Here is a 20912-nt window from a genome sequence, read left to right on the forward strand (position 1 = left end):
GCATCATCGTGCTGGGCTTCGCCCTCATCTACCTGCTGCAGTTCCTTGGCAAGATCAGCATCGTCATCGTGCCGCTGCTGATCGCGATGCTGCTGCGCGGGCCTGCGCGCAGGCCAGCTGGGAGGCGACCGAGCCGGTGTGCTCCCCGGCGAGCGCGACGCCGCAGTCGGCGAACGCGGCGGCCTCCTGCGGCCGGTCGGCCCAGTACGCGAGCTGGCTCTGCAGGGCGCGGGTCCACGCGCGCAGCGCGGTGTGGCCGATGTTGTCGGCGCAGACGAACGCCATCCGGGCCAGGGTCATCGCCTGGTGGCTGCGGCCGAGGTCGTGGTGGGCCTTGGCGAGCTGCCCGGACACCAGCGCGGCCAGCAGGTACAGCTGCTCGGCCTGCTCGGGCCGGGGTTCGTGTTCGAGCCTGCTGAAGACCCGTTCCTGGACCTCCAGCAGCGGCCCGAACAGCTCGGTGACCGGGTCGCACAGGCAGCGCCGGGCCAGCTGTTCGACGTCGTCGCGCAGCCGCTCGACGGTGAGCCGCTCGGGTGCGGTGGTGGTGGGTGTCATGATCGGACGCCTCTCAGTGCACGCCGGACATCAGCTGCCCGATCTTGCGGGCGCCGATCCAGAAGCAGATGCCGACGAGGATCGCCAGCAGGCCGAGGCCGCCGTAGTAGGCGGCGGCGGGGAGTTTGGCGCTCAGCGGGGTGACCCAGGTGTTGAGCGCGTTGCCCGCGGCGGTGGCCAGGAACCACAGGCCCATGACCTGGCTGGCGTAGCGCAGCGGGGCGAGCTTGGTGGTGACCGACAGGCCGACCGGGGACAGCAGCAGTTCCGAGCAGGTCTGGATGAAGTACACCAGCACGATCCACAACGGTGAGATCAGCCCGCGCCCGGCCAGCGCCCCGGCGACGCCCATGACCAGGAACGACACGCCGATGCCGACCAGGGCCATGGAGAACTTGACGGGGGTGGTGGGCTGGCGGCGGTCGAGCCTGGTCCACAGCCAGGCGAACACCGGCGCGAGCAGCAGGATCAGCACCGGGTTGATCGACTGGAACCAGGCGGTGGGGATCTCGAAGCTGCCGACCTGCCGGTCGACGTCGTTCTCGGTGAACAGGTTGACCAGGCTGCCCGCCTGGTCGTAGATCATCCAGAACAGCGCCGCCCCGATGAAGATCCACACGTAGGCGCTGATGCGGGAGCGTTCCTGGTGGTTGAGCGAGCGGTCGCGGAACATGACGACGAAGTACAGCGCGGGCACGATCAGCGCCATCAGGGTCAGCGCGGTGATGACGTGCTGGGCCCGGAACGTGCCGGCGGCGATGTCGGCCAGCAGCAGCACGACCACGATCGCGAGGACGATCCCGCCCACCCGCAGGATCTTGTTGCGCTCGTGGGCGGCCAGGGGCTTGTGCGCCTTGAGCCCGACGCCTTCCAGGCGGCGCCCGCCGAGCACGTACTGGATGACGGCGACGGTCATGCCGACCGCGGCGATGCCGAACGCGACGTGCCAGTCGTTCTTGGCGGCGAAGTAGCCGGTCAGCAGCGGGGCGATGAACGCGCCGAGGTTGATGCCGAGGTAGAACAGGGTGAACCCGGCGTCGCGGCGCGACTCGTGCATCTCGGGGTGCTTGTCGTAGAGCTCGCCGACCATGGCGGAGATGTTGGGCTTGAGCAGGCCGGTGCCGAGCACGATCAGCACCAGGCCGACGTAGAACATGGCCTTGGCGGAGAACGCCAGCGAGTAGTGGCCCAGCGCGATGATGATGCCGCCCCACAGCACGCTGCGGCGGGTGCCGATGAGCCGGTCGGCGATCCAGCCGCCGGGCAGGGCCATGAAGTACACCATCGAGTTGTAGATCGAGTAGAGGGCGGCGGCGGCGACGTCGGTCATGCCGAAGCCGCCGTCGGTCAGCTCGGCGGCCAGGAACAGGGTGAGGATGGCCCGCATGCCGTAGAAGCTGAACCGCTCCCACATCTCGGTGAGGAACAGGACCACCAGTCCGCCGGGGTGGCCCATCCAGGTTTTGACCGGTCTGCCCTCGGGCACCGTGGTGGTGGTCATCCCGTACCCCCGGATGTGATGTTCTCCGCAAACAAGGTCCAATCGGACGATATCGCCCCTCGTGGGTGCGGGTGAGGCGCTCTCACGAATCCGCGGGTACGGCCGCCGCGCTGCGGCGCGGGTCACGCCGGGGAATCGTCGGGCCGCGCCCGTCGTTGCACCACCGGGTAAGCCATACGACGTGAGGAGCTGACATGGGCGAGCGGATGTTGCGGGGAAGCCGTCTGGGGGCCGTCAGCTACGAGTCCGAGCGCAACACCGAGCTCGCGCCGCGGCAGATGCGCGAGTTCCTGTGTGCCAACGGCCACCGGTTCGAGGTGCCGTTCGCCGTCGACGCCGAGGCGCCGGCGACGTGGGAGTGCCGGCTCGACGGCAGCGTCGCGCGGCTGGTCGACGGCACGGAGCCGGAGCAGAAGAAGGTCAAGCCGCCGCGTACGCACTGGGACATGCTGCTGGAGCGGCGTTCGATCGAGGAGCTCGAGGAGATCCTCAACGAGCGCCTGACCGACGTGCGCACCCGGCGCGGCCGCTGACTCTGACATACCGAAAGCCCCGCCCGGGATCGGGCGGGGCTTTCGGTATGTCAGTCGACGATCTCGCCTTCGATGACCTCGGGCGGTGCCGGGCGCTGCCCGGCGGCGGGCGGGGCGGGCGTGCCCGGCGGGGGCGGTGTGCCGTGCGGGGTGGTGACCCGCACCCGCTTGGGTCCGAACACGTTGTTGGCCGCCGACGCCGGGATCCGCTTCTCGGTCGCGGCGCGCACCCGCCCGCGGGCCAGCCGCCGCACCGGCGGGATCAGCAGCAGCAGCCCCACCGCGGCGGTGAGCAGGCCCGGGATGAGCAGCAGCAGCGCCGCGGCCAGCCCGACGACGCCGTCGACGGCCTGCTCGCCGCGGGCCTGCCCGGCCAGGCGGGCCTCGCGCAGCCGCCGCCACGCCGACAGGCCCTCCCGGCGCAGCAGCACCGCGCCGAGCAGCATCAGCGCCACCGCGATCAGCAGCGTCGCGGGCAGCCCGATCAGGTGGGCCACCCCGACGAACACCCCGAACTCGACGAGCCCGAGCAGCAGCACGGCCACCGGTATCCAGCGCAGCCTGCGCACCCCATCACCTCCAGCCGGGCCGGCCGGAGGGTGCACCTCACGGCCAGCGGTCGCTCGGCTTGAACATACGCCGGATCGAGTCACGCCGGGACTGCGCACCCCACACCGTGACCTTCCACAGCGCCTCCTTGATGATGGACCCGCTCATCTTCGACACGCCGTGCTCGCGCTCGGCGAAGGTGATCGGGACCTCCACGATGCGGAAGCCGTGCCGGTGGGTGCGGTGGGTCAGCTCGACCTGGAAGCTGTAGCCGCGCGAGGTGACCGTGTCGACGTCGATCTTGCGCAGGACGGGCAGCCGGTAGGCGCGGTAGCCGCCGGTGGCGTCCTTGACGCCCATGCCCATCACGACGCGGGTGTAGAAGTTCGCCCCGCGCGACAGGATGAGCCGGCGCACCGGCCAGTTGACGACCTTGCCGCCGCGCACCCAGCGCGAGCCGATGACCGCGTCGGCGCCGCGCAGCGCGTCGAGCAGCCGGGGCAGCTCCTCGGGGGCGTGCGAGCCGTCGGCGTCCATCTCGACGACGGCGTCGTAGCCGTGCTCGTGGGCCCAGTTGAAGCCCGCGATGTACGCCGCGCCCAGGCCCTGCTTGCCCTCGCGGTGCAGGACCTTGATCCGGGGGTCGGCGGCGGCCATCTCGTCGGCGATGGCGCCGGTGCCGTCGGGGCTGTTGTCGTCGGCGATCAGGATGTCGACCTGCGGGGTGCTCTTGCGCACCCGGGGCACGATCAGGCGGACGTTCTCCGACTCGTTGTACGTCGGGATGATCACCAGGACCCGGCCCACGCCCGGGTATCCGCTGTCCGCCTCGTTGCCGCTCACGGGGGCCTCCACTTATGCCGCTCCTGCCTGTTCAGTGTCTCGCACCTGGGTGCCCGCCCGCCTGCGCGCCACGCCCGCGGCGGCCAGCAACCCGACCGCCGCGAGGGTGAGCACGGCTTCGGGCCACGGTCCCAGCGTCGTGGCAAGGGTAGCCTCGTCGCTCAGGTGCAGCTGCCGCACCAGCACCGCGCCGGTGTTGAAACCAGTTGCATCATGCACAGTTCCGTCAGCAGTTACAAATCCGGACACACCGACCGTCGAGGCCATGAGGCTGTCGCGGCCGTGCTCGACGGCGCGCAGCCGCACCATCGCCATCTGCTGCAACGCCTCGGACTCGTCGAAGGTCGCGTTATTGGTCTGCACGGCCAGCAGCTGCGCCCCGGAGCGCACCGTGTCGCGCACCACGTCGTCGTAGGCGACCTCGAAGCAGATCACGTCGCCGACCTTCGCCGGGCCGAGGGTGAGCACGCCGGGGGCGGTGCCGGCGACGAAGTCGGTGCGCAGCAGTTTGGCCTGGTTGGTGATGGCCTGCGCGATCGGTTCGACGATGGGCCGCAGCGGCAGGTACTCGGCGAACGGCACCGGGTGCTGCTTGAGGTACATCTGCTGGGGCTGGGTGCCGGGGGCCAGGTCGGCGGGCCAGACGATGCCGGCGTTGCGGGACTGGCCCGGCTCGGGCCCGGACAGGACCGCGCCGACGAGGATCGGGGCGCCGATCGCCCGCGCGGCGTCGTTGATAGCCGCGGCGGCGCCGGCGTTGCGCAGCGGGTCGATGTCGGAGGCGTTCTCGGGCCACACGACCAGGTCGGGGCGGGGCGCCTGCCCGGCGGCGACGCGGCGGGCCAGGTCGACGGTGGCGGCGACGTGGTTGTTGAGCACGGCCTGGCGCTGGGCGTTGAAGTCCAGGCCCAGGCGGGGCACGTTGCCCTGCACGACGGCGACGGTGACGGCCTGCCCGGCCGGTGCCGCGGTGGGCAGGGCGAGCCCGGCGACGGTGACGGCGAGGGCCCCGCCGAGCGCGGCCGCGGCACGCCGCCAGGCCCCCCGGTCGGCGAGCAGCAGTTCTGCCGCGTACGCCAGCAGCCCGCCGGCCGCCGCGACGGCGAGGGTCACCAGCGGGGCGCCGCCGAGCGCGGCCAGGTGCAGGGTGGGGGCGTCGGCCTGGCTGAACGCGAGCCTGCCCCACGGGAACCCGCCGAACGGGGCCCGGTCGCGCAGCGCCTCCTGCGCGACCCACAGCAGCGCGATCGCGGCGGGCCACCGCCAGGCCCGGCGGGCGGCGGCCGGCGCGACCCAGGCCAGGGCGAGGCCGAGCAGGCCCAGGTAGGTGGCCTGGAACAGGGTGAGCAGCAGCCACGGGGTGTTGCCGACGTGCAGGTTCGTCCAGGCCAGCAGCGGGCCGAAGAACACGGTGCCGGCCAGCAGGCCCAGCCCGAACCCGGCGCGCAGCCGCCGCCCGCGCACGGCCACCGCGAGCAGCGCCACACCGACCGGCGCGGCCCACCACAGCCCGTACAGCGGGAACGCGGCCAGCAGGGCGAGCCCGGCGAGCAGTGCCAGGGCCAGTGCGACGGGCAGCCGCAGCGGGGCGCGCCCGGCCGGGGCCGGGTCGGCCGGGCCGGCGGCGTCGTCCGGCGGCGCCATGGTCTGCACAGTCACCACTCCACCAATCTCTCGCAGCGCGGGCCCGCGCGGGCCGGCCCGTGCCAAGATCTTGGCGAGGGCGGTGCAAGGTTACAAGAATCGGGGCGCGGCCGTCGGCCGCGCCCCGCACTCCCAGATCCACGGCGGCAGCGGGCGACCTTCGGGCCGATCGGCGCCGGTTTCGAGGCCCGCCGCCGGTCGTTTTCTACTGATCGCCACTGCCGCCTGCCGCACCCGGCCCGCCTGGTCGGCGAGCGGCACGGTGGACGACCCCACGACGGTACCGGCGTGTGCGGGCACGGTCAATTTCACCGACCGGCCACGCAGCGTGACGATCACCGCATGCGTGGGTGTCAGCGCAGCTCAGCGGCGAGCAGCGCGGCCGCGGCTGCGGGATGCGATGCGGCGAGCAGACCCGCCGCGGCCAGAATGTAGGACGAGTCGACGACCACGCGCGTCTCACGCGGCAGCGGCCACCCGCCGGCGGTGTCGCCCAGTCCCGCGCCGAGCACGGCGTGGGCGACCGGTGGCGGGCTGTGCCGCAGCACCCCGCCGGAGCCGATCGCGGTGCGCACGTCGCGCAGGTCCCGGCCGCCGCGGCGCGGCCCGCCCGCCACGGCGGCCTCACCGCGGGCGTGGCGGCGCAGCGCGACCGTCACGGCGAGCTCGGCCAGCCGCCGGTCGACGGCCCGTTCGGTGCCGTCGTCGGCGACGAACCCCGGATGTTCGGCCCGTGCCGCCGCGGCGGCGTCCAGCGCGGCGGCCTCGTCGGGGTCGAGCAGCTTCTCCAGCAGCGCCGCCGCGACGACGCCGGGCGCGGACCAGCGCATGCCGAGGTCGCCTTCGACGGTGCGGGCCGCCCACAGCGTCCCGGCGACCTCGTCGCGGACCCCGGCCAGCTGCTCGGCGTCGGGCACCAGCACCGAGTACACGTCGGTGGTGGCCCCGCCGACGTCGACGACCAGCAGGTCCTGGCCGGTGTGCGCGGCGAGCAGCTCGACGCCGGACAGGACCGCGTCGGGCGTCGCGGCCCGCACGAGCGAGGCGAACCGCGGCCCGCGCGACAGCCGCTTGCCGCCGATGACGTGCTGCAGGAACATCTGCCGGATCGCGGCCCGCGCCGGGCCGGGGTCGAGCACCCCGATCGCGGGCAGCACGTTGCCGACCGCGACCACCGGCACCCGCGCTGCGGCCAGCAGCGCGGCGAGGTGCTCGCGGCAGTCGGCGTTGCCGGCCAGCACCGTCGGCACCCGCCACCGGGCGGCGGCCAGCCGGGCCGCGTTGTGGCCGATGGTGTCGGCGTCGCCGCCGTCGGTGCCGCCGACCAGCAGCACCACGTCGGGCCGGGCGGCGCGCAGCTCGGCCAGCCCGGCCCGGTCGAGCCGGCCGGCGGCGACGTGCACGACACGCGCCCCGGCCGACAGCCCGACCCGGTGTCCGGCCTGCGCGGTGACCAGGCGCTCGTACCCGATGACGGCCAGCCGCAGGCCGCCGCCGGCCGACGAGCACACCAGCAGCCCGTCGGGGGTGTGCCCGGTCGCGGCGACGGCCGCGTCGAGGCCGTGCAGCACGTCGGAGCCGACGGTGGTGCGGTGGCTGCCCGTGGCGACCAGCGTCCCGCCGTCGGTGTCGACCAGCGCCGCCTTCGTGAACGTCGACCCGACGTCGACGCAGCAGAGCAGGCTCACTTCGCGGGGACCACCACGGTGCCGGTCGCGGTCACCGCGACGACCGGTGGGTCGCACACCTCGGCGGCGGACTCGGACACCTCGGCCCGGCCCCGGCACACCACGCGGGCCTCGAAGTCGATGGTCCGCGACCGGGTGCCCATCCGGGCCACGGTCGCGACGACCTCGAGCACGTCCCCGGCCCGCATCGGGGCCTTGAACTGCACGTCGGAGTACGACGCGAACAGGCCCTCGTCGCCGTCGAGCCGGATGCACACCTCCGTCGCGACGTCCCCGAACGCCGCCAGGGCGTACGCGCCGTCGACGAGGTTGCCCGCGTAGTGCGCGTGGCTGTACGGCACATACCTGCGGTGCGTCACCGTGAACCCGACACTCATGCCGCCATCGCCTTCTTCCGCTCGGCCTTCTCCGTGATCAACGCGTGCACCAGGTAGCTGGCAACCTCACGCGGGGTGGTGCCACGGCCGAAGATCCGGTCGACGCCCAGCTCGCCGGCCATCAGCTCGTCGAAGCGGGGCCCGCCGACGATCAGCAGGGGCCGCTTGTCGGCGGGCATCGCCTCCCGGAACGCCGCCGACATCTCCCGCGTGTTGTGCAGGTGCGCGTCGCGCTGCGTGACGACCTGCGACACCAGGACCGCGTCGGCCTTCTCCGCCTTCGCGGCGGCGACCAGCTCGGGCACGGTGACCTGCGCGCCCATGTTGACGACCTTCAGCTCGCGGTAGTACTCCAGGCCCTTCTCGCCGGCGATGCCCTTGACGTTGAGGATCGCGTCGATGCCGACGGTGTGCGCGTCGGTGCCGATGCACGCCCCGACGACGCTGAGCTTGCGGCGCATCCGCTGCTTGACCAGGGTGTTGACCTCCTTGGCCGACAGCAGCGGGAAGTCGCGTTCGACGACCTGGACCTTGTCGAGCTCGACCAGGTGCCGGACGCTGCCGTAGATCACGAAGAAGGTGAACCCGTCGCCCATCTGCTTGGCGTGCACCAGCATCGCCGGTTCCAGGCCCATCTTCGCGGCCAGCTGCAGCGCGGCGCCCTCGGCCTTCTTGTCGTGCGGCAGCGGCAGCGTGAAGCTGACCTGGGTCATGCCGTCGCCGGTGGTGTCGCCGTACGGGCGCACGACCGTCTTCACTGGTCCTCCTCGTGCTTGGCGGGGGTCTCGAGGATGTCGGTGGCCGGGTTGTAGTAGCCGTCCTCATGCCGGGCGACGCCGTCGAGGCCCTTGCCCCGGTCCGCGGGCCGCTTCATGATCCCGAACGTGCCGTCGGCGATCGCGTTGAGCAGCCCAGTGTCGGCCATGAAGCCGTTGCTCGCGCCTGCGGGGCTCCGCTCCGCTTCGCTCCTCGTGCTCGCGGTGATCCGCTCCAGCAGCCCGATCGCCTCGTCCAGTACCTGGTGCGCCCGGCGCTGGATGAACCCGTCCGGCGCGGGCACGAAGTCCTCGTGCAGGTTGCCTGCCGCACCCAGCACGTAGCGGACGTTCTGCAGGGCGATGTCGCGGTCGGACAGCCACGGCGTCACCACCGCCTCGGTCATCATCCCGACCAGCAGGATGCCCTGCCCCGTCAGCGCCCCGACCAGGTTGAAGAACCCGTCGAGCAGGTTGCCGCGGAACACGTCACCGGTCATGTGCTTGGTCGGCGGCATCCACTTCAGCGGCGCGTCCGGGAACAGCTCCCGCGCCAGCAGCGCGTGCGCCAGCTCCAGCCGGAACGACTCCGGCAGCTCCGGGTTGATCTCGAACGCGTGCCCGAGGCCCAGCTGCCAGTCCGCCAGCCCGGCCTCGTGCGCGAAGTACTCGTTGAGCAGCTGCGACACTGTCACCGTGTGCGCGGCCTCGACCGCGTCGGCGGTGGTCAGGTAGTTGTCCTCACCGGTGTTGATGATGATCCCCGCGCGGGCGTGGACCTGCCGGGAGAAGCGCTGGTCGACGAACGTGCGGATCGGGTTGATGTCGCGGAACAGGATCCCGTACATCGAGTCGTTGAGCATCATGTCCAGCCGCTGCAACCCGGCCAGCGTCGCGATCTCCGGCATGCACAGCCCCGACGCGTAGTTCGTCAGCCGCACATACCGGCCCAGCTCGCGGCTGGACTCGTCCAGCGCCGCCCGCATCAGCCGGAAGTTCTCCTGAGTGGCGTACGTGCCCGCGAAACCCTCCCGGGTCGCGCCCTCGGGCACGTAGTCCAGCAGCGACTGCCCCGTCGACCGGATCACCGCGATCACGTCGGCGCCCGCGCGTGCGGCGGCCTGCGCCTGCGGGATGTCCTCGAAGATGTCACCGGTCGCGACGATCAGGTAGATCCACGGCCGCTGCTTCGGATCGCCGTGCCGTTTGATCATCCGGTCGCGTTCGGCGCGGTTGCGGTCGATCTGCCGGATCCCCGCGCCGACCATCTTCTTCGACGCCCGCCGGGCCGCGGTCGCGGCCTTGCCCGTGGGCAGCTCGAACCGCACCGACCCCGACGCGGCCTTCTGCGCCAGCAGCGTCAGATCCGCGGCCGAGAAGTCCAGGCCGTGCTGGGCCAGGCTGTGGAACACCGGCAGGGCCACCCCGTGCCCCAGCCCCACATCGGCGCGTACGGCGTCGACCAGCCGGTTCACCCACGGGATCCCGTCGGGGTCGGCGCCGATCATCCCGGACAGGCGCAGGACGGCCCGTTCCACCGACACGGTGGTGTGGGAACGGGCCAGGTCCACCACCGGACGCCCGGCCCGTGCGGCCAGCGCCCTGGCCCGGTGCACCAGCGCCGGGTCGAGACCGAGTTTACTGCTGCTCATAGATGCAATCTCCACGCAGGACGGTACGAACACAGACCGGCAGCTCGTCATGCTGCTCGAGAGAAGGAAGCGTGCCCGACAGGCCCGCCGGGGTGCGCCACACCGCGAACGTCGCCGGCGCGCCCGGCACCAGCACACCCTCGTCGTCGCGGTGCACCGCCCGCCAGCCGCCCCGGGTGTGCGCCGCGAACGCCGACTTCGCGCTCATCCGCTGCAGCGGGTTGAAATGCCACATCGCCGCCCGCACCCCGCCCCACGGGTCCAGCGGCGTCACCGGGCTGTCCGACCCGAACGCCAGCGCCACCCCGGTGCTGTGCATCTGCCCCATCGGGTTCGACGCCAGGCTCCGCGCCACCCCCAGGCGCTGGGCGTACATCTGGCCCTCGCCGCCCCACAGCCGGTCGAACGCCGGCTGCATGCTCGCCACGATGCCGTACTCCACGAACCCGGCGACCAGCCGCTTGTCCATGATCTCGGCATGCTCGACCCGGTGCCGGGCGTCCCGCAGCGCGTCCACCCCGACGACCCGCTCCGCCTGCGCGAACCCGTCCACGACCGTCGAGATCGCCGCGTCGCCGATGGCGTGGAACCCGCCCTGCATCCGGTGCCGGTGGCAGTCCAGCAGATGCTCGCGCACCTGCTCGGCCGTCACATACCCGTGCCCGCAGCCCCGCTCGCCGTCCAGGTACGCCTCACCCACGTACGCGGTCCGCGAACCCAGCGCCCCGTCGGCGTACAGGTCCCCGCCCGCACCGACCGCGCCCAGCTCCCGGGCCTTGGCCGCGCCCATCAGCTCGCCCCAGAACCCGTAGACCTCGGGCAGGCCCTGCCCGGACAGGCGCAGCAGCTCGGTGAAGTCCTCCTCGCTGGAGGTCCCCGGCCCGCCGCACTCGTGCACCGCGGCGATGCCCAGGCTCGCCGCGTGGCGCAGCATCCGCATCTGCGCGTCGCGCCGCTGCACGATCGTGATCTGCCCGAACGCGGCCTCCCGCACCACGTGATGCGCGTCGCGGCGCACCCACCCGGACTCGTCGAAGCCCGGGCTGCCCTGCGCCAGGGCCAGCAGGTCGGAGGAGACCAGCGCCGAGTGGATCGACGCCTGCGACAGGTACACGCTGCGCCCGCCGGCCGCCCGGTCCAGCTCGGCCGCCGACGGCGGCGTCTGCGCCGTGCCCCAGGTGCTCTCGTCGAAGCCGTGCCCGAGCACGACCGCCTCCGGGCCCAGCCCCGACGCGAACTCGGCGACGGCCTTGAGCAGCTCCGTCGCGCCGCGTACCCCGGACAGGTCCAGCCCCGCCAGGGCCAGGCCCGTGTCGGTGGCGTGCACGTGCGCGTCGACGAACGCCGGGGTCACCAGCGCACCGCCCAGGTCGACGCGCACGTCGGCGGTCGGGGCGTCGGCCACCGGGCCGAGCCACACGATGTGCTGCCCGCGGGTCAGCAGCGCGGTCGCGCCCGGGTCGGCGGGGCTGCGCACGACGGCGTTGTGCCAGAGCGTCGTGCGCTCGGCAGGCATGGCGGAGATCTGCATGAGGATCAGTCTGCCGTGCCGGACGCGGCGCGCGCGGCCTCGTGCGCCAGCCGGGACTCGAACATCGCCCGCACCGCCGGCACCCGCCGCAGCAGATCCAGCGCATAGTCGGCGTGACCCGGCACGTACCCGTTGCCGACCAGCATCGTCACGTCCGCGGCCAGGCCCTCGGCGCCCAGCGCCGCCGCCGCGAAACTCGTCGCCATCGAGAAGAACACCACCGTGCCGCCGTCGGCGGTCGACAGGATCGCCCCGTGCTCGCAGCCGGGCACGTCCACGCACACCACGGTCACGTCCGCGGCCCGCCCGCCCAGCGCCGCGCGCACCGCGTCGGCCAGCGCCACCGGGTCGCGGGCGTCGGCCAGCGCGACCACGTCGGCCAGGCCCGCCTGCTCAAGGACGGCGCGCTCCCGCTCCACCGGCACCACGCCGACCGTGCGGGCCGCCCCCGCGGCACGGGCCGCGGCCAACGACAGCGAGCCGCTCTTGCCCGCACCGCCGATCACCGCCACCGTCGGGGCGTCGTAGCCCGCCACGACCCGCGCCGTCAGCGCCGGCGCCCCGCACACGTCCATCACCGCCAGCGCCAGCTCCGGGTCCAGGTCGGCGGGCAGCACCGCGGCGATGGAACGCGCGAACAGGATCGCGTGGCCCTCACACGGGACCTGCTCGCTGCCGCCGTCCCAGCGCTTGAGGCCGTCGGTGATCCGCAGCGGGGTGAGGGTCAGCGACACGAGGGTCGCGACCCGGTCGCCGACCTGCAGGCCCAGCGGGGAGTCCGGGCCGACCGCCTCGACCGTGCCGATGAGCATGCCGCCGGAGCCGGTCACCGGGTTCTGCATCTTGCCGCGGGTGCCGACGATGTCGAGGACCTCGGCCCGCACCGCCGCGCCGTCGCCGGCGTGCTTGGTCGACAGCTGCCGGAAGCTCGCCGCGTCGAGGTTGAGCCGCTCGACGGCGATCCGCACCTCGTCCGGCCCGATCTCGGGTGAATTGTCCAAGCGAAGTGCTGCCTGGGGCAGTACGCCGCCCGGCTCCAGCACGCGGTGCAGGCCGATCGGTGACGTCATTGTCCGGTTCTCCCTAAAAAAGTGCAGTCTTCTCGCGGCAGCGTAGCCAAATCTGCGGTTAGATTTGAAGTGCGCGGGAAATTCTACGGCAGACTAGTTGGTACGCCGGAGAACTTCCAGTATGGTCAACGACGACCGGGAGAAGAGAGGCCACCGATGAACGCTGGGCAACCCTACGAGTACCGCCGCGTCGAGCTGATCGAGCCGGACTGGACCAGGTTCCCCGGCTGGCGCGACGTCACCCCCGCACAGTGGGAGTCCGCGCAGTGGCAGCGCGTCAACTGCATCAAGAACATCAAGCAGCTGCGCGCCCTGCTCGGCGACACCGTCGACGAGCGCTTCTACGACGACCTCGAGGCCGACCAGAAAGCCCTGGCCACGATGTCCATGCTCGTCCCCCCGCAGATGATCAACACCATGGCGCGTGAGGAACTGACCACCGAGGCGTTCTACGCCGACCCGGTCCGCCGCTACATGATCCCCGTAGCCTCCGACCGGCTCACCGAATGGGCCAGCCACCCCCACGCCAGCCGCGACAGCCTCCACGAGCACGACATGTGGGTCGCCGAAGGCCTCACCCACCGCTACCCCACCAAGGTGCTCGCCGAACTGCTGTCCACCTGCCCCCAGTACTGCGGCCACTGCACCCGCATGGACCTCGTCGGCAACTCCACCCCCGCCGTCGAGAAGCTCAAACTCTCCCTCAAGCCCGTCGACCGCTACGAAGCACACATCACCTACCTCAAGGCCCACCCCGGCGTCCGCGACGTCGTCGTCTCCGGCGGCGACGTGGCCAACGTCCCGTGGAAGAACCTCGAGTCGTACCTGATGCGCCTGCTCGAGATCGACACCATCCGCGACATCCGCCTGGCCACCAAGGCCCTCATGGGCCTGCCCCAGCACTGGCTGCAGCCCGAGGTCGTCGAAGGCCTCGAACGCGTCGCCCGCACCGCCCGCCGCCGCGGCGTCAACCTGGCCATCCACACCCACGTCAACCACGCCAACTCGATCACCCCGACCGTGGCCAAGGCCGCCAAGACGGCACTCGAAGTCGGCGTCCGCGACGTACGCAACCAGGGCGTCCTCATGCGCGGCGTCAACGCCACCAGCCCCGACCTGCTCGACCTCTGCTTCGCGCTCCAGGGCGAGGCCAACATCCTGCCGTACTACTTCTACATGTGCGACATGATCCCCAACGCCGAGCACTGGCGCGTCTCCGTCGCCCACGCCCAGGCACTCCAGCACGACATCATGGGCTACCTGCCCGGCTACGCCACCCCGCGCATCGTCTGCGACGTGCCCTTCGTCGGCAAGCGCTGGGTCCACATGGTCACCGAATACGACCGCGAGAACGGCATCTCGTACTGGACCAAGAACTACCGCACCTCCATCGAGGCCGACCACGACGCCGACGTGCTCGCCAAGCGCTACGCCTACTACGACCCGATCGACACCCTCCCGGAGTCCGGCCAGAAGTGGTGGCGCAAGCAGCTCGAGGAGCAGCAGGCCGGCCAGGCCTGAACCCCGCACGACCAAGGCCCCGCCGGGACACCGGCGGGGCCTTCGCATAAACCGCTCCCCCACCCCCACAAAGATCACATAGGGTGCCCGGATGCCCCTGCACCACGACGACGACCACACCCTCCTGCACGCCGACGACGGCACCCCGCTCGCCCGGCTCCGGCTCCGCGACGACGACGGCACCCCACTCGCCGACCACGTCCAACCCCTGCCCGGCGCACCCCTGGACCGCATCGCCGCCCAGGCCCGCCACGATCTCGCCGGCCGCCGCCTGCACACCCCCGACGCCGCACTCGCCCAAGCCGTCGTCGACACCGGCCTCCGACTCCGCCGCGCCGCCACCGACATGCGCCACCACCTCGCCGACCTGCCCGCCGCGCCGACCCTGCCCGACGGCTGGACCATCGCCCCGCCCGGCTGGGACGACGACCTCGCCACAGGCCTCGCCGCCGCCTACGGACCGGACCACCCCGACGGCAGCTGGCAGGACAGCGACACCCGCGAGATCCAGGGCATGTTCGACAACGGGCAACCCGTGCCACCGCTCGCGAGCGCCGCCGCCCGCGTCGTCGGCCCCGACGGCCGCAGCGCCGGCCACGTGCTGGTCGCCGGACCCGTCCCGTGGACCGAAGACGAATGCGCCTGGATCCTCAACATCGGCGTCGCCCCGCACGCCCAGGGCCGCGGCCTCGGCTGGGCGCTGCTGGTACACGCGCTGCACGGCACCCGCGCCGCCGGCCTGCCCCGGCTCGGCCTCGAAGTCGCCGACGCCAACCCCGCCCGCCGCATGTACGACCGCGCCGGCTTCCAGGTCCGCACCCGCGCCCTCACCATCGACCTGCCACCGCTCGCCTGAGCGCTCCCCGCGGTCGCAGCCCACCCGCGACCGGGACCGCCCCGGGCCTGGGGCCGGCCCGGTCGCGGCCGCGCCACACGGCCGGCTCCGGTCACACCGAGACCGGAGCCAGACCGGGCGCGGTGCCCGCCACCACCCACAGCGTCAACGCGACCAGGAAGTCCTCCCGCGACTGCGCATCCGCGACCGCGTCCAGCCACCGGTCCACCATCGCCGCGGCGTCGCCGTCCTCCTCCCCCACGATGTGCAGCAGCATGTCGCGCTCGAAGTACGGCACGATGTGCTGCGCCTCGGCCGGCTCGGTGAAACACACCGTCAACGGATGGCACTCCAGCTCGCCGACCCCGGCCCGGCGCAGCCGGTTGCGCAGCGTACGCCCCATCGACGGGTTGCTCATCACGCTGTGGTGCCGCAGCCGCCACATCATCGGCGTCAGCACCTCGGCGGGCAGCCCGTCGAAGACCAGCGACTCCCAGTCGGTGTCCACCAGGCAGACCCGGCCCTGCGGGCGCGTGACGCGCACCAGCTCCGCGATGACCCGCTCCGCCTCGGGCAGGTGCTGCAGCGTGCGCTCGCAGCGCACCGCGTCGAAGACCCCGGCCGGATGGTCGAGCCTGGTCAGATCGCCGACGGTGAAGCACACGTCGCCCGCGTCCGGGTGCGTCTCGTGCCAGCGGGCGTAGCGGTGCGCGGCCAGCGAGAGCATGCTGCGCGAGTTGTCGACCCCCTCGACCCGGCCCCCGGCGCCGACCAGCAGGGCCAGCGAGCAGGTCTCCTCCCCCAGCCCGCAGCCGCCGTCGAGCACCCGGTGACCCGGTTTGACGTGCATGGTCTCCGAGGCGATGGCGCGCACGCGGGTGATCGCCGGGTGCGTGGCGGCCCGGTCCAGGTACGCCACGAGCCGTGCCTGCATCTGCGGCGGGCTCTGATCGACCCGTGCGTAGTGCGGCATGAGCGGGTCGTCGGTCATACCTCAATTCTGTGAGCCGCCGGGCCGGCGCGTACCAGGCCAATCAAGATCAACAAGCCTGCCCGCCCCGGCGCTGGCTTCTGTGTGTCGTGGACCGCGCATCCCGTAACGGATCCTAGGACGCTAGGAATGGAACTCCGGGTCGAAAACGCCCGCCGAGGTCGGGACCACCGCTAACGTGGCCTTGGACACCGCCAGGCAGGGAGGATCGGCGCCATGCGTGAGATCGTGCTGGTCCGTCACGGGCAGACCGAGTGGAGCGCCAACGGCAGGCACACCTCCTACACCGACCTGGCCCTGACCCCCGAAGGCGAGCGCCAGGCAGCCCGCCTCGCCGGGCTGCTGGCCGGTCGCGCCTTCGCCGCCGTGCTGTGCAGTCCCCTGCAGCGCGCCGTACGCACCGCGCAGCTGGCCGGCCTGGACGTCACCGCGCTCGACGACGACCTGCTGGAGTGGAACTACGGGGTCTACGAGGGCCGCACCACGCCGGAGATCCGCGAGCAGCGGGCCGACTGGAGCCTGTGGGACCAGGGCTGCCCGGGCCCCGGCGGGGAGACCGCCGCCATGGTCGGCACCCGCGCCGACCGGGTGCTGGAACGGGCCCGCACCATGCTCGCCTCCGGCGACGTCGCGCTCGTCGGCCACGCGCACCAGCTGCGCGTGCTCACGGCCCGCTGGCTGGGGCTGCCCCCGCACGGCGGCGCGCTGTTCCGGCTGGAGACCGGCACCCTGAGCGTGCTGGGCTTCGAGCGGGAGACCCCCGTCCTGCTCGCCTGGAATCTGTGACGGTGTACGGCGGGGCGGCCCCCGCGGCCCCGCCGTGCCGGGCTCATGGACGAGCTCGAAGTCGGTCTCCAGCGAGACGCCCGCCAGGCGTCCGGCCCGCGACCGCCTGGACTGACCGTTTCCGCCGCGCGCGGGGGCCGGTTGCCTGAGTAGGCTGAACCGGTGCAGTTGATCAAATTCACCCATGCCTGCGTACGCCTCGACGACGGCGAGCGCCGCCTGCTGATCGACCCGGGCGTCTGGACGGAGCCTGCGGCGTTCGAGGGCGTCACCGACATCCTGGTCACCCACGAGCACTACGACCACGTGGACTTCGCGCACCTGGAGACCCTGCTGAAGTCCCGGCAGCTGCGGATCTACGCGCCGGAGGCGGTGCGCTCGGTCGCCGCGGCCGAGGACGCGCCCGCGGTCGCCGCCGCGATCACCCCGGTCGCCACCGGGGACGCGTTCACCGCGGGCGGTTTCGCGGTCACCGCTGTCGGCGGCGCCCACGCCGAGATCTACGACGGCCTGCCCGGCTGCGCGAACCTCGGCTACGTGGTGGAGGGCGTCTACCACCCCGGGGACTCGTTCTTCGTGCCGGAGCAGCCGGTCACCGCGCTGCTCGTCCCGGCGGGCGCGCCGTGGTTCAAGCTGCGCGAAGCGCTGGACTTCACCCGGGCCGTGGCCCCGGCGCGGGCCTTCCCGATCCACGACCGGATGCTGTCGCCCGACGTCGGCTACGACAACTTCGACCGCTGGATGGACTTCAAGGGCAACACCGACTACACCCGCATCCCCCTCGGCGAGTCAGTCACCATCTGACCCCGCCGCCCCCTCCCGTTCCGAGCGCGCAAGATCGCTGTTTCGGGTCAGAAGTTACGGTGTGACCGCGCTTCCTGACCCGAAACAGCGATCTTCGCCGCCCTGGATCCGCCGACGGCGGCCAGGGAACCGTCGCCGGACAGCAGCGGGAAAGGAAGGGCACCTTCTTAACCCCATGCGTAGCGGAAGGGCACCTTCTTAACCCCGGGTGGTCCGTATGATCGGCCGGTGCCGACCCATCCGCTGTTCCGACCCGACCTGCGGACGGCGGTGGAGCAGGCGGCATCGACCCACCGTGGTCGGCCGTGGACGGCCACCGGCTTCACCGATCTGGACGAACGCGCCTCACACCGCTGCGGCATCCTGCACGGCACCCCGTTCGACGTCTTCGTCAAACTCGACCGCACCTCGCGGGGCCCGGCCCAGTTCACCGCCGAGCTGCGCGGGCACCAGCTGCTGCGGGAGCGGGCCGGGGTCCGCACGCCGCTGCCGGTCGGCCCGGGTGTGGCCCGGACCCCGACCGGATCGCTGCTGATGCTGGAGGCGCTGCCCGAGGTGCCGGCACCGGCGCGTACGCCGGAGCAGTGGCGGGCCGTCGGGCGCGCCCTGGCCACGCTGCACCGCACCCGCGCCGACCGGTTCGGCCTGGCCGAGTTCGACGGCTTCTTCGGCCCGCTGCCGCAGGACAACCGCCCGACCGGCACCACCTGGGCGGACTTCTACGCCGAGCGGCGCCTGCTGCCCCGGCTGCGCGAGGCCGTCGACTCCGGGCACCTCCCCACCGAGCTGGCCGCGGGCGTCGAGCGGCTGGTGGACGTGCTGCCGCAGCGGTGCGGGCCGGAGCCCGAGCCGTCGCTGCTGCACGGCGACGCGCAGCAGAACAACTTCCTGACCACCGCCGACGAGGTGTACCTGCTGGACACCGGCCCGTACTACGGGCACCCCGAACTCGACCTCGCGCTGCTCGACTACTTCGCGCCGGTGCCGCCAGCGGTGTTTGACGGGTACCGCGAGCTGCTGCCCATCGACCCTGGCTTCGCCGCGCGTCGCGAGCTGTGGCGGCTGCACGGCTACCTGGCCGTCGTCGCCGTCGACGGCAGGTCGGCCTTCGGCCGCCCCTTCCTCGACCGCATCGCCGCCGCCCTGACCGCCCTCTGCTGACCGATCACCGCTGCCCGGTGCCGACATACCTGATCACGGTCGCGGGGTGGTGACACGCCGTCGAGCACGTCCACAAGTTCATGATCAACGCGGGAGGGGTGGGAGGAGGAGGGCGGGGTCGGGGGTGGCGGTTACGGCGGAGAGGACGCCGCTGAAGAAGCGGCGGATGCAGACGGCCAGCACGATCTGGAAGATGTCCTGGTCGGACAGGCCGTGGTCGCGCAGGGGGGCGGCATGCTGGTCGGTGACGGCGGTCGGGTCGGCGGCGACGAGGTCGGCGAAGTCCATCACCGCCACGTCGACCGGGGCCAGGCCGGCGGTGCGGTGGTCGGCCACGATGGCGCGCAGGCTCTCCTCGTCGTAGAAGTGGTCGCGCAGCACCTTGCTGTGGGCGAGGGTGCAGTAGTCGGAGCCCAGGCGGCGGGCGGCGGCGAGGGTGACCAGCTCGTACCGGTGCAGGTCCATGCCGTCGCGGACACTGCCCGACAGCTGCTGCCAGGCCGCGTACGCGTCGGGGGCCAGTGCGAACACCCGCAGGTAGTTCGGGATGTAGCCGTTCGCCTCGGCGTAGAGGGGCGAGTCGGCGGGCGTGGCGAGGTAGGTCATGCGGCGAGGCTAGATCTTCACGGCCGCCCGGCAAGGCGGCTGTCCCCCATCCGTCAGCCACGGCGCCCACGGATTTCGCGCCGGTGGGAACTGCGCGGGGCCGCCGGGACTCGCCGTGGCGTGACCCCTGACCGCATCCCCCTCCCCCGGCGCCGCTACGGTGCCGCCGGGCGCGCCCTCACTGCCGCGTTCGCGCTGGCCACCGTGCTGGTGGTGGTCGTGCTGTGGGCCGTCGCGGGCGGCCCGGCCGCACTGACCGCCGACGGCTCCGGTGTGCTGACCGCGGCGCGGCTGACCGGCCTGGTCGCCGCCGATCTGCTGCTGCTGCAGGTGCTCGCGATGGCGCGGGTGCCGTGGCTGGAGCGCGCCTGGGGCCAGGACCGGCTGGCCCGCGGTCACCGGCTGCTCGGCTTCACCTCCTGCTGGCTGATGGCCGGGCACGTGGTGCTGGTGGTGGCCGCCTACGCTGCGACGACCGGCACCGGCGTCGCCGAGCAGCTCGTCGACCTGGTGGTGCGCTACCCCGGCATGCTGCTCGCCACGGCCGGGACCGTGCTGCTGGTGCTGGTCGTGGTGCTGTCGGTGCGGGCCGCCCGGCGGCGGCTGCGGTACGAGAACTGGCACCTGCTGCACCTGTACGCCTACCTCGGTGTCGGCCTGGCCGTGCCGCACCAGCTGTGGAACGGCGCGCACTTCGTCACCTCGCCGGTCGCGACCGTCTACTGGTGGACGCTGTGGGGCGGCGCCGCCGCCGCGCTGCTGGTGTTCCGGGTCGGGCGGCCGCTGTGGCTCAGCCGCCGGCACCGGCTGACGGTCACCGAGGTGCGGCGCGAGGCGTCCGAGGTGTACTCGGTCTACCTCGCCGGGCACCGGCTGGACCGGCTGGCCGCGCGGCCGGGGCAGTTCCTGACCTGGCGGCTGCGCACCGGGCGGGGCTGGAGCCGGGCGCACCCGTTCTCGCTGTCGGAGGCGCCGCGAGACGACCGGCTGCGGTTCACCTTCCGGGCCGCCGGAGACGACGGCGCCCGGCTGGCCGGGGCCGGGCCGGGCACGGCGGTGCTGATCGAGGGGCCGTTCGGGACGCTCACCGAGGGCCGCCGCCGCGGCGAGCGGGTGCTGCTGATGGCCGCGGGCATCGGCATCACCCCGCTGCGGGCCCTGCTGGAAGGCATGCGGTACGCCGAGGACGAGGTGACCCTGATCTACCGGGCGCGCAGCGACGAGGAGCTGGTGCTGCGCGACGAGATCGACGCCATCGCCCGCGAACGGGGTGCGCAGGTCATCTACCTGCCCGGACCGCCGCCGGACGGGCGATCGTCCTGGCTGACGGCCGAGCTGGCGGAGCGGTTCGCCGACCACGAGGCGCTCGCGCACCTGGTGCCCGAGCTGGCCGGGCGGGACGTGTTCCTGTGCGGGCCGCCGCCGTGGATGGCCGCGGCGCGGGCGGCGCTGCGCACGGCCGGGGTGCCCGCCCGGCAGGTCCACGACGAGCGGTTCGGGTGGTGAC

The 20912-nt window shown here is 72.8% G+C and carries 20 protein-coding genes; 7 read left to right on the top strand and 13 right to left on the bottom strand.

Features of this window, described 5'->3' with window-relative positions; translation table 11 throughout:
* Positions 1-63 precede the first annotated feature (63 nt).
* Both AB0J67_RS25015 and AB0J67_RS25020 read right to left on the bottom strand, forming a co-directional pair.
* Positions 64-558, bottom strand: coding sequence for a hypothetical protein (locus AB0J67_RS25015; protein WP_363485870.1), 495 nt, complete (start codon positions 556-558; stop codon positions 64-66).
* A gap of 13 nt (positions 559-571) precedes the next feature.
* Complete coding sequence (locus AB0J67_RS25020; protein ID WP_363485871.1) at positions 572-2059, bottom strand: peptide MFS transporter; 1488 nt, start codon at positions 2057-2059, stop codon at positions 572-574.
* Positions 2060-2253: 194 nt separating this feature from the next.
* Here AB0J67_RS25020 and AB0J67_RS25025 point away from each other — a divergent pair, with 194 nt between their 5' ends.
* The gene (locus AB0J67_RS25025) at positions 2254-2592 is read left to right on the top strand and encodes an RNA polymerase-binding protein RbpA (protein ID WP_363485872.1); all 339 of its coding nucleotides are present in this window, start codon (positions 2254-2256) and stop codon (positions 2590-2592) included.
* A 50-nt stretch (positions 2593-2642) separates the two neighbouring features.
* Here AB0J67_RS25025 and AB0J67_RS25030 read toward each other — a convergent pair whose 3' ends face one another.
* The 9 genes from AB0J67_RS25030 to AB0J67_RS25070 all read right to left on the bottom strand — a co-directional run bounded on the left by AB0J67_RS25030 (position 2643) and on the right by AB0J67_RS25070 (position 12701).
* The gene (locus AB0J67_RS25030; RefSeq protein ID WP_363485873.1) at positions 2643-3161 is read right to left on the bottom strand and encodes an FxsA family protein; all 519 of its coding nucleotides are present in this window, start codon (positions 3159-3161) and stop codon (positions 2643-2645) included.
* Between the two features lie 37 nt (positions 3162-3198).
* Entirely contained in the window at positions 3199-3984 is a 786-nt protein-coding gene (locus AB0J67_RS25035) for a polyprenol monophosphomannose synthase (protein ID WP_363485874.1), read from the bottom strand.
* A 12-nt stretch (positions 3985-3996) separates the two neighbouring features.
* Positions 3997-5628 carry an apolipoprotein N-acyltransferase gene (lnt, locus tag AB0J67_RS25040; protein ID WP_363485899.1) on the bottom strand — a complete coding sequence of 544 codons (1632 nt, stop codon included), beginning with the start codon at positions 5626-5628 and terminating at the stop codon, positions 3997-3999.
* A 353-nt stretch (positions 5629-5981) separates the two neighbouring features.
* Positions 5982-7316 (bottom strand): glutamate mutase L, encoded by a 1335-nt coding sequence (locus AB0J67_RS25045; RefSeq protein ID WP_363485875.1) that lies wholly within the window; start codon positions 7314-7316, stop codon positions 5982-5984.
* A complete protein-coding gene (locus AB0J67_RS25050) occupies positions 7313-7693 on the bottom strand; it encodes a hotdog domain-containing protein (RefSeq protein ID WP_363485876.1) in 381 nt (126 codons plus the stop codon). The genes AB0J67_RS25045 and AB0J67_RS25050 overlap by 4 nt, the downstream gene beginning before the upstream one ends.
* Complete coding sequence (locus tag AB0J67_RS25055) at positions 7690-8451, bottom strand: OAM dimerization domain-containing protein (RefSeq protein WP_363485877.1); 762 nt, start codon at positions 8449-8451, stop codon at positions 7690-7692. The genes AB0J67_RS25050 and AB0J67_RS25055 overlap by 4 nt, the downstream gene beginning before the upstream one ends.
* Positions 8448-10100, bottom strand: a complete 1653-nt coding sequence (locus tag AB0J67_RS25060) for a lysine 5,6-aminomutase subunit alpha (protein ID WP_363485878.1) — start codon at positions 10098-10100, stop codon at positions 8448-8450. Before AB0J67_RS25060 ends, AB0J67_RS25055 begins: the two co-directional genes overlap by 4 nt.
* Positions 10087-11631, bottom strand: a complete 1545-nt coding sequence (locus AB0J67_RS25065) for an amidohydrolase family protein (protein ID WP_363485879.1) — start codon at positions 11629-11631, stop codon at positions 10087-10089. Before AB0J67_RS25065 ends, AB0J67_RS25060 begins: the two co-directional genes overlap by 14 nt.
* Positions 11632-11636: 5 nt before the next feature.
* Complete coding sequence (locus AB0J67_RS25070) at positions 11637-12701, bottom strand: hypothetical protein (RefSeq protein ID WP_363485880.1); 1065 nt, start codon at positions 12699-12701, stop codon at positions 11637-11639.
* Between the two features lie 156 nt (positions 12702-12857).
* Here AB0J67_RS25070 and AB0J67_RS25075 point away from each other — a divergent pair, with 156 nt between their 5' ends.
* Positions 12858-14222 carry a lysine 2,3-aminomutase gene (locus AB0J67_RS25075; protein WP_363485881.1) on the top strand — a complete coding sequence of 455 codons (1365 nt, stop codon included), beginning with the start codon at positions 12858-12860 and terminating at the stop codon, positions 14220-14222.
* Positions 14223-14313: 91 nt separating this feature from the next.
* Positions 14314-15078 carry a GNAT family N-acetyltransferase gene (locus tag AB0J67_RS25080; protein ID WP_363485882.1) on the top strand — a complete coding sequence of 255 codons (765 nt, stop codon included), beginning with the start codon at positions 14314-14316 and terminating at the stop codon, positions 15076-15078.
* A 91-nt stretch (positions 15079-15169) separates the two neighbouring features.
* Here the strand turns inward: AB0J67_RS25080 and AB0J67_RS25085 are convergent, their stop codons facing one another.
* Complete coding sequence (locus tag AB0J67_RS25085) at positions 15170-16048, bottom strand: methyltransferase domain-containing protein (RefSeq protein WP_363485883.1); 879 nt, start codon at positions 16046-16048, stop codon at positions 15170-15172.
* 216 nt (positions 16049-16264) lie between these two features.
* Here AB0J67_RS25085 and AB0J67_RS25090 point away from each other — a divergent pair, with 216 nt between their 5' ends.
* The 3 genes from AB0J67_RS25090 to AB0J67_RS25100 all read left to right on the top strand — a co-directional run bounded on the left by AB0J67_RS25090 (position 16265) and on the right by AB0J67_RS25100 (position 18799).
* On the top strand, positions 16265-16834 hold the full coding sequence (locus AB0J67_RS25090) for a histidine phosphatase family protein (protein WP_363485884.1): 570 nt from the start codon (positions 16265-16267) through the stop codon (positions 16832-16834).
* A 162-nt stretch (positions 16835-16996) separates the two neighbouring features.
* Positions 16997-17638, top strand: coding sequence for an MBL fold metallo-hydrolase (locus tag AB0J67_RS25095; protein WP_363485885.1), 642 nt, complete (start codon positions 16997-16999; stop codon positions 17636-17638).
* A gap of 228 nt (positions 17639-17866) precedes the next feature.
* On the top strand, positions 17867-18799 hold the full coding sequence (locus AB0J67_RS25100; RefSeq protein WP_363485886.1) for a fructosamine kinase family protein: 933 nt from the start codon (positions 17867-17869) through the stop codon (positions 18797-18799).
* A gap of 84 nt (positions 18800-18883) precedes the next feature.
* On the opposite strand, the gene AB0J67_RS25105 is transcribed toward AB0J67_RS25100, so the two are convergent.
* Positions 18884-19405, bottom strand: a complete 522-nt coding sequence (locus tag AB0J67_RS25105; RefSeq protein WP_363485887.1) for a carboxymuconolactone decarboxylase family protein — start codon at positions 19403-19405, stop codon at positions 18884-18886.
* Between the two features lie 120 nt (positions 19406-19525).
* Here AB0J67_RS25105 and AB0J67_RS25110 point away from each other — a divergent pair, with 120 nt between their 5' ends.
* Positions 19526-20911, top strand: a complete 1386-nt coding sequence (locus AB0J67_RS25110; protein WP_363485888.1) for a ferredoxin reductase family protein — start codon at positions 19526-19528, stop codon at positions 20909-20911.
* The last annotated feature ends 1 nt before the right edge of the window (position 20912 follow it).

Source organism: Catellatospora sp. NPDC049609, from assembly GCF_040675365.1.
Taxonomy (GTDB): domain Bacteria; phylum Actinomycetota; class Actinomycetes; order Mycobacteriales; family Micromonosporaceae; genus Catellatospora.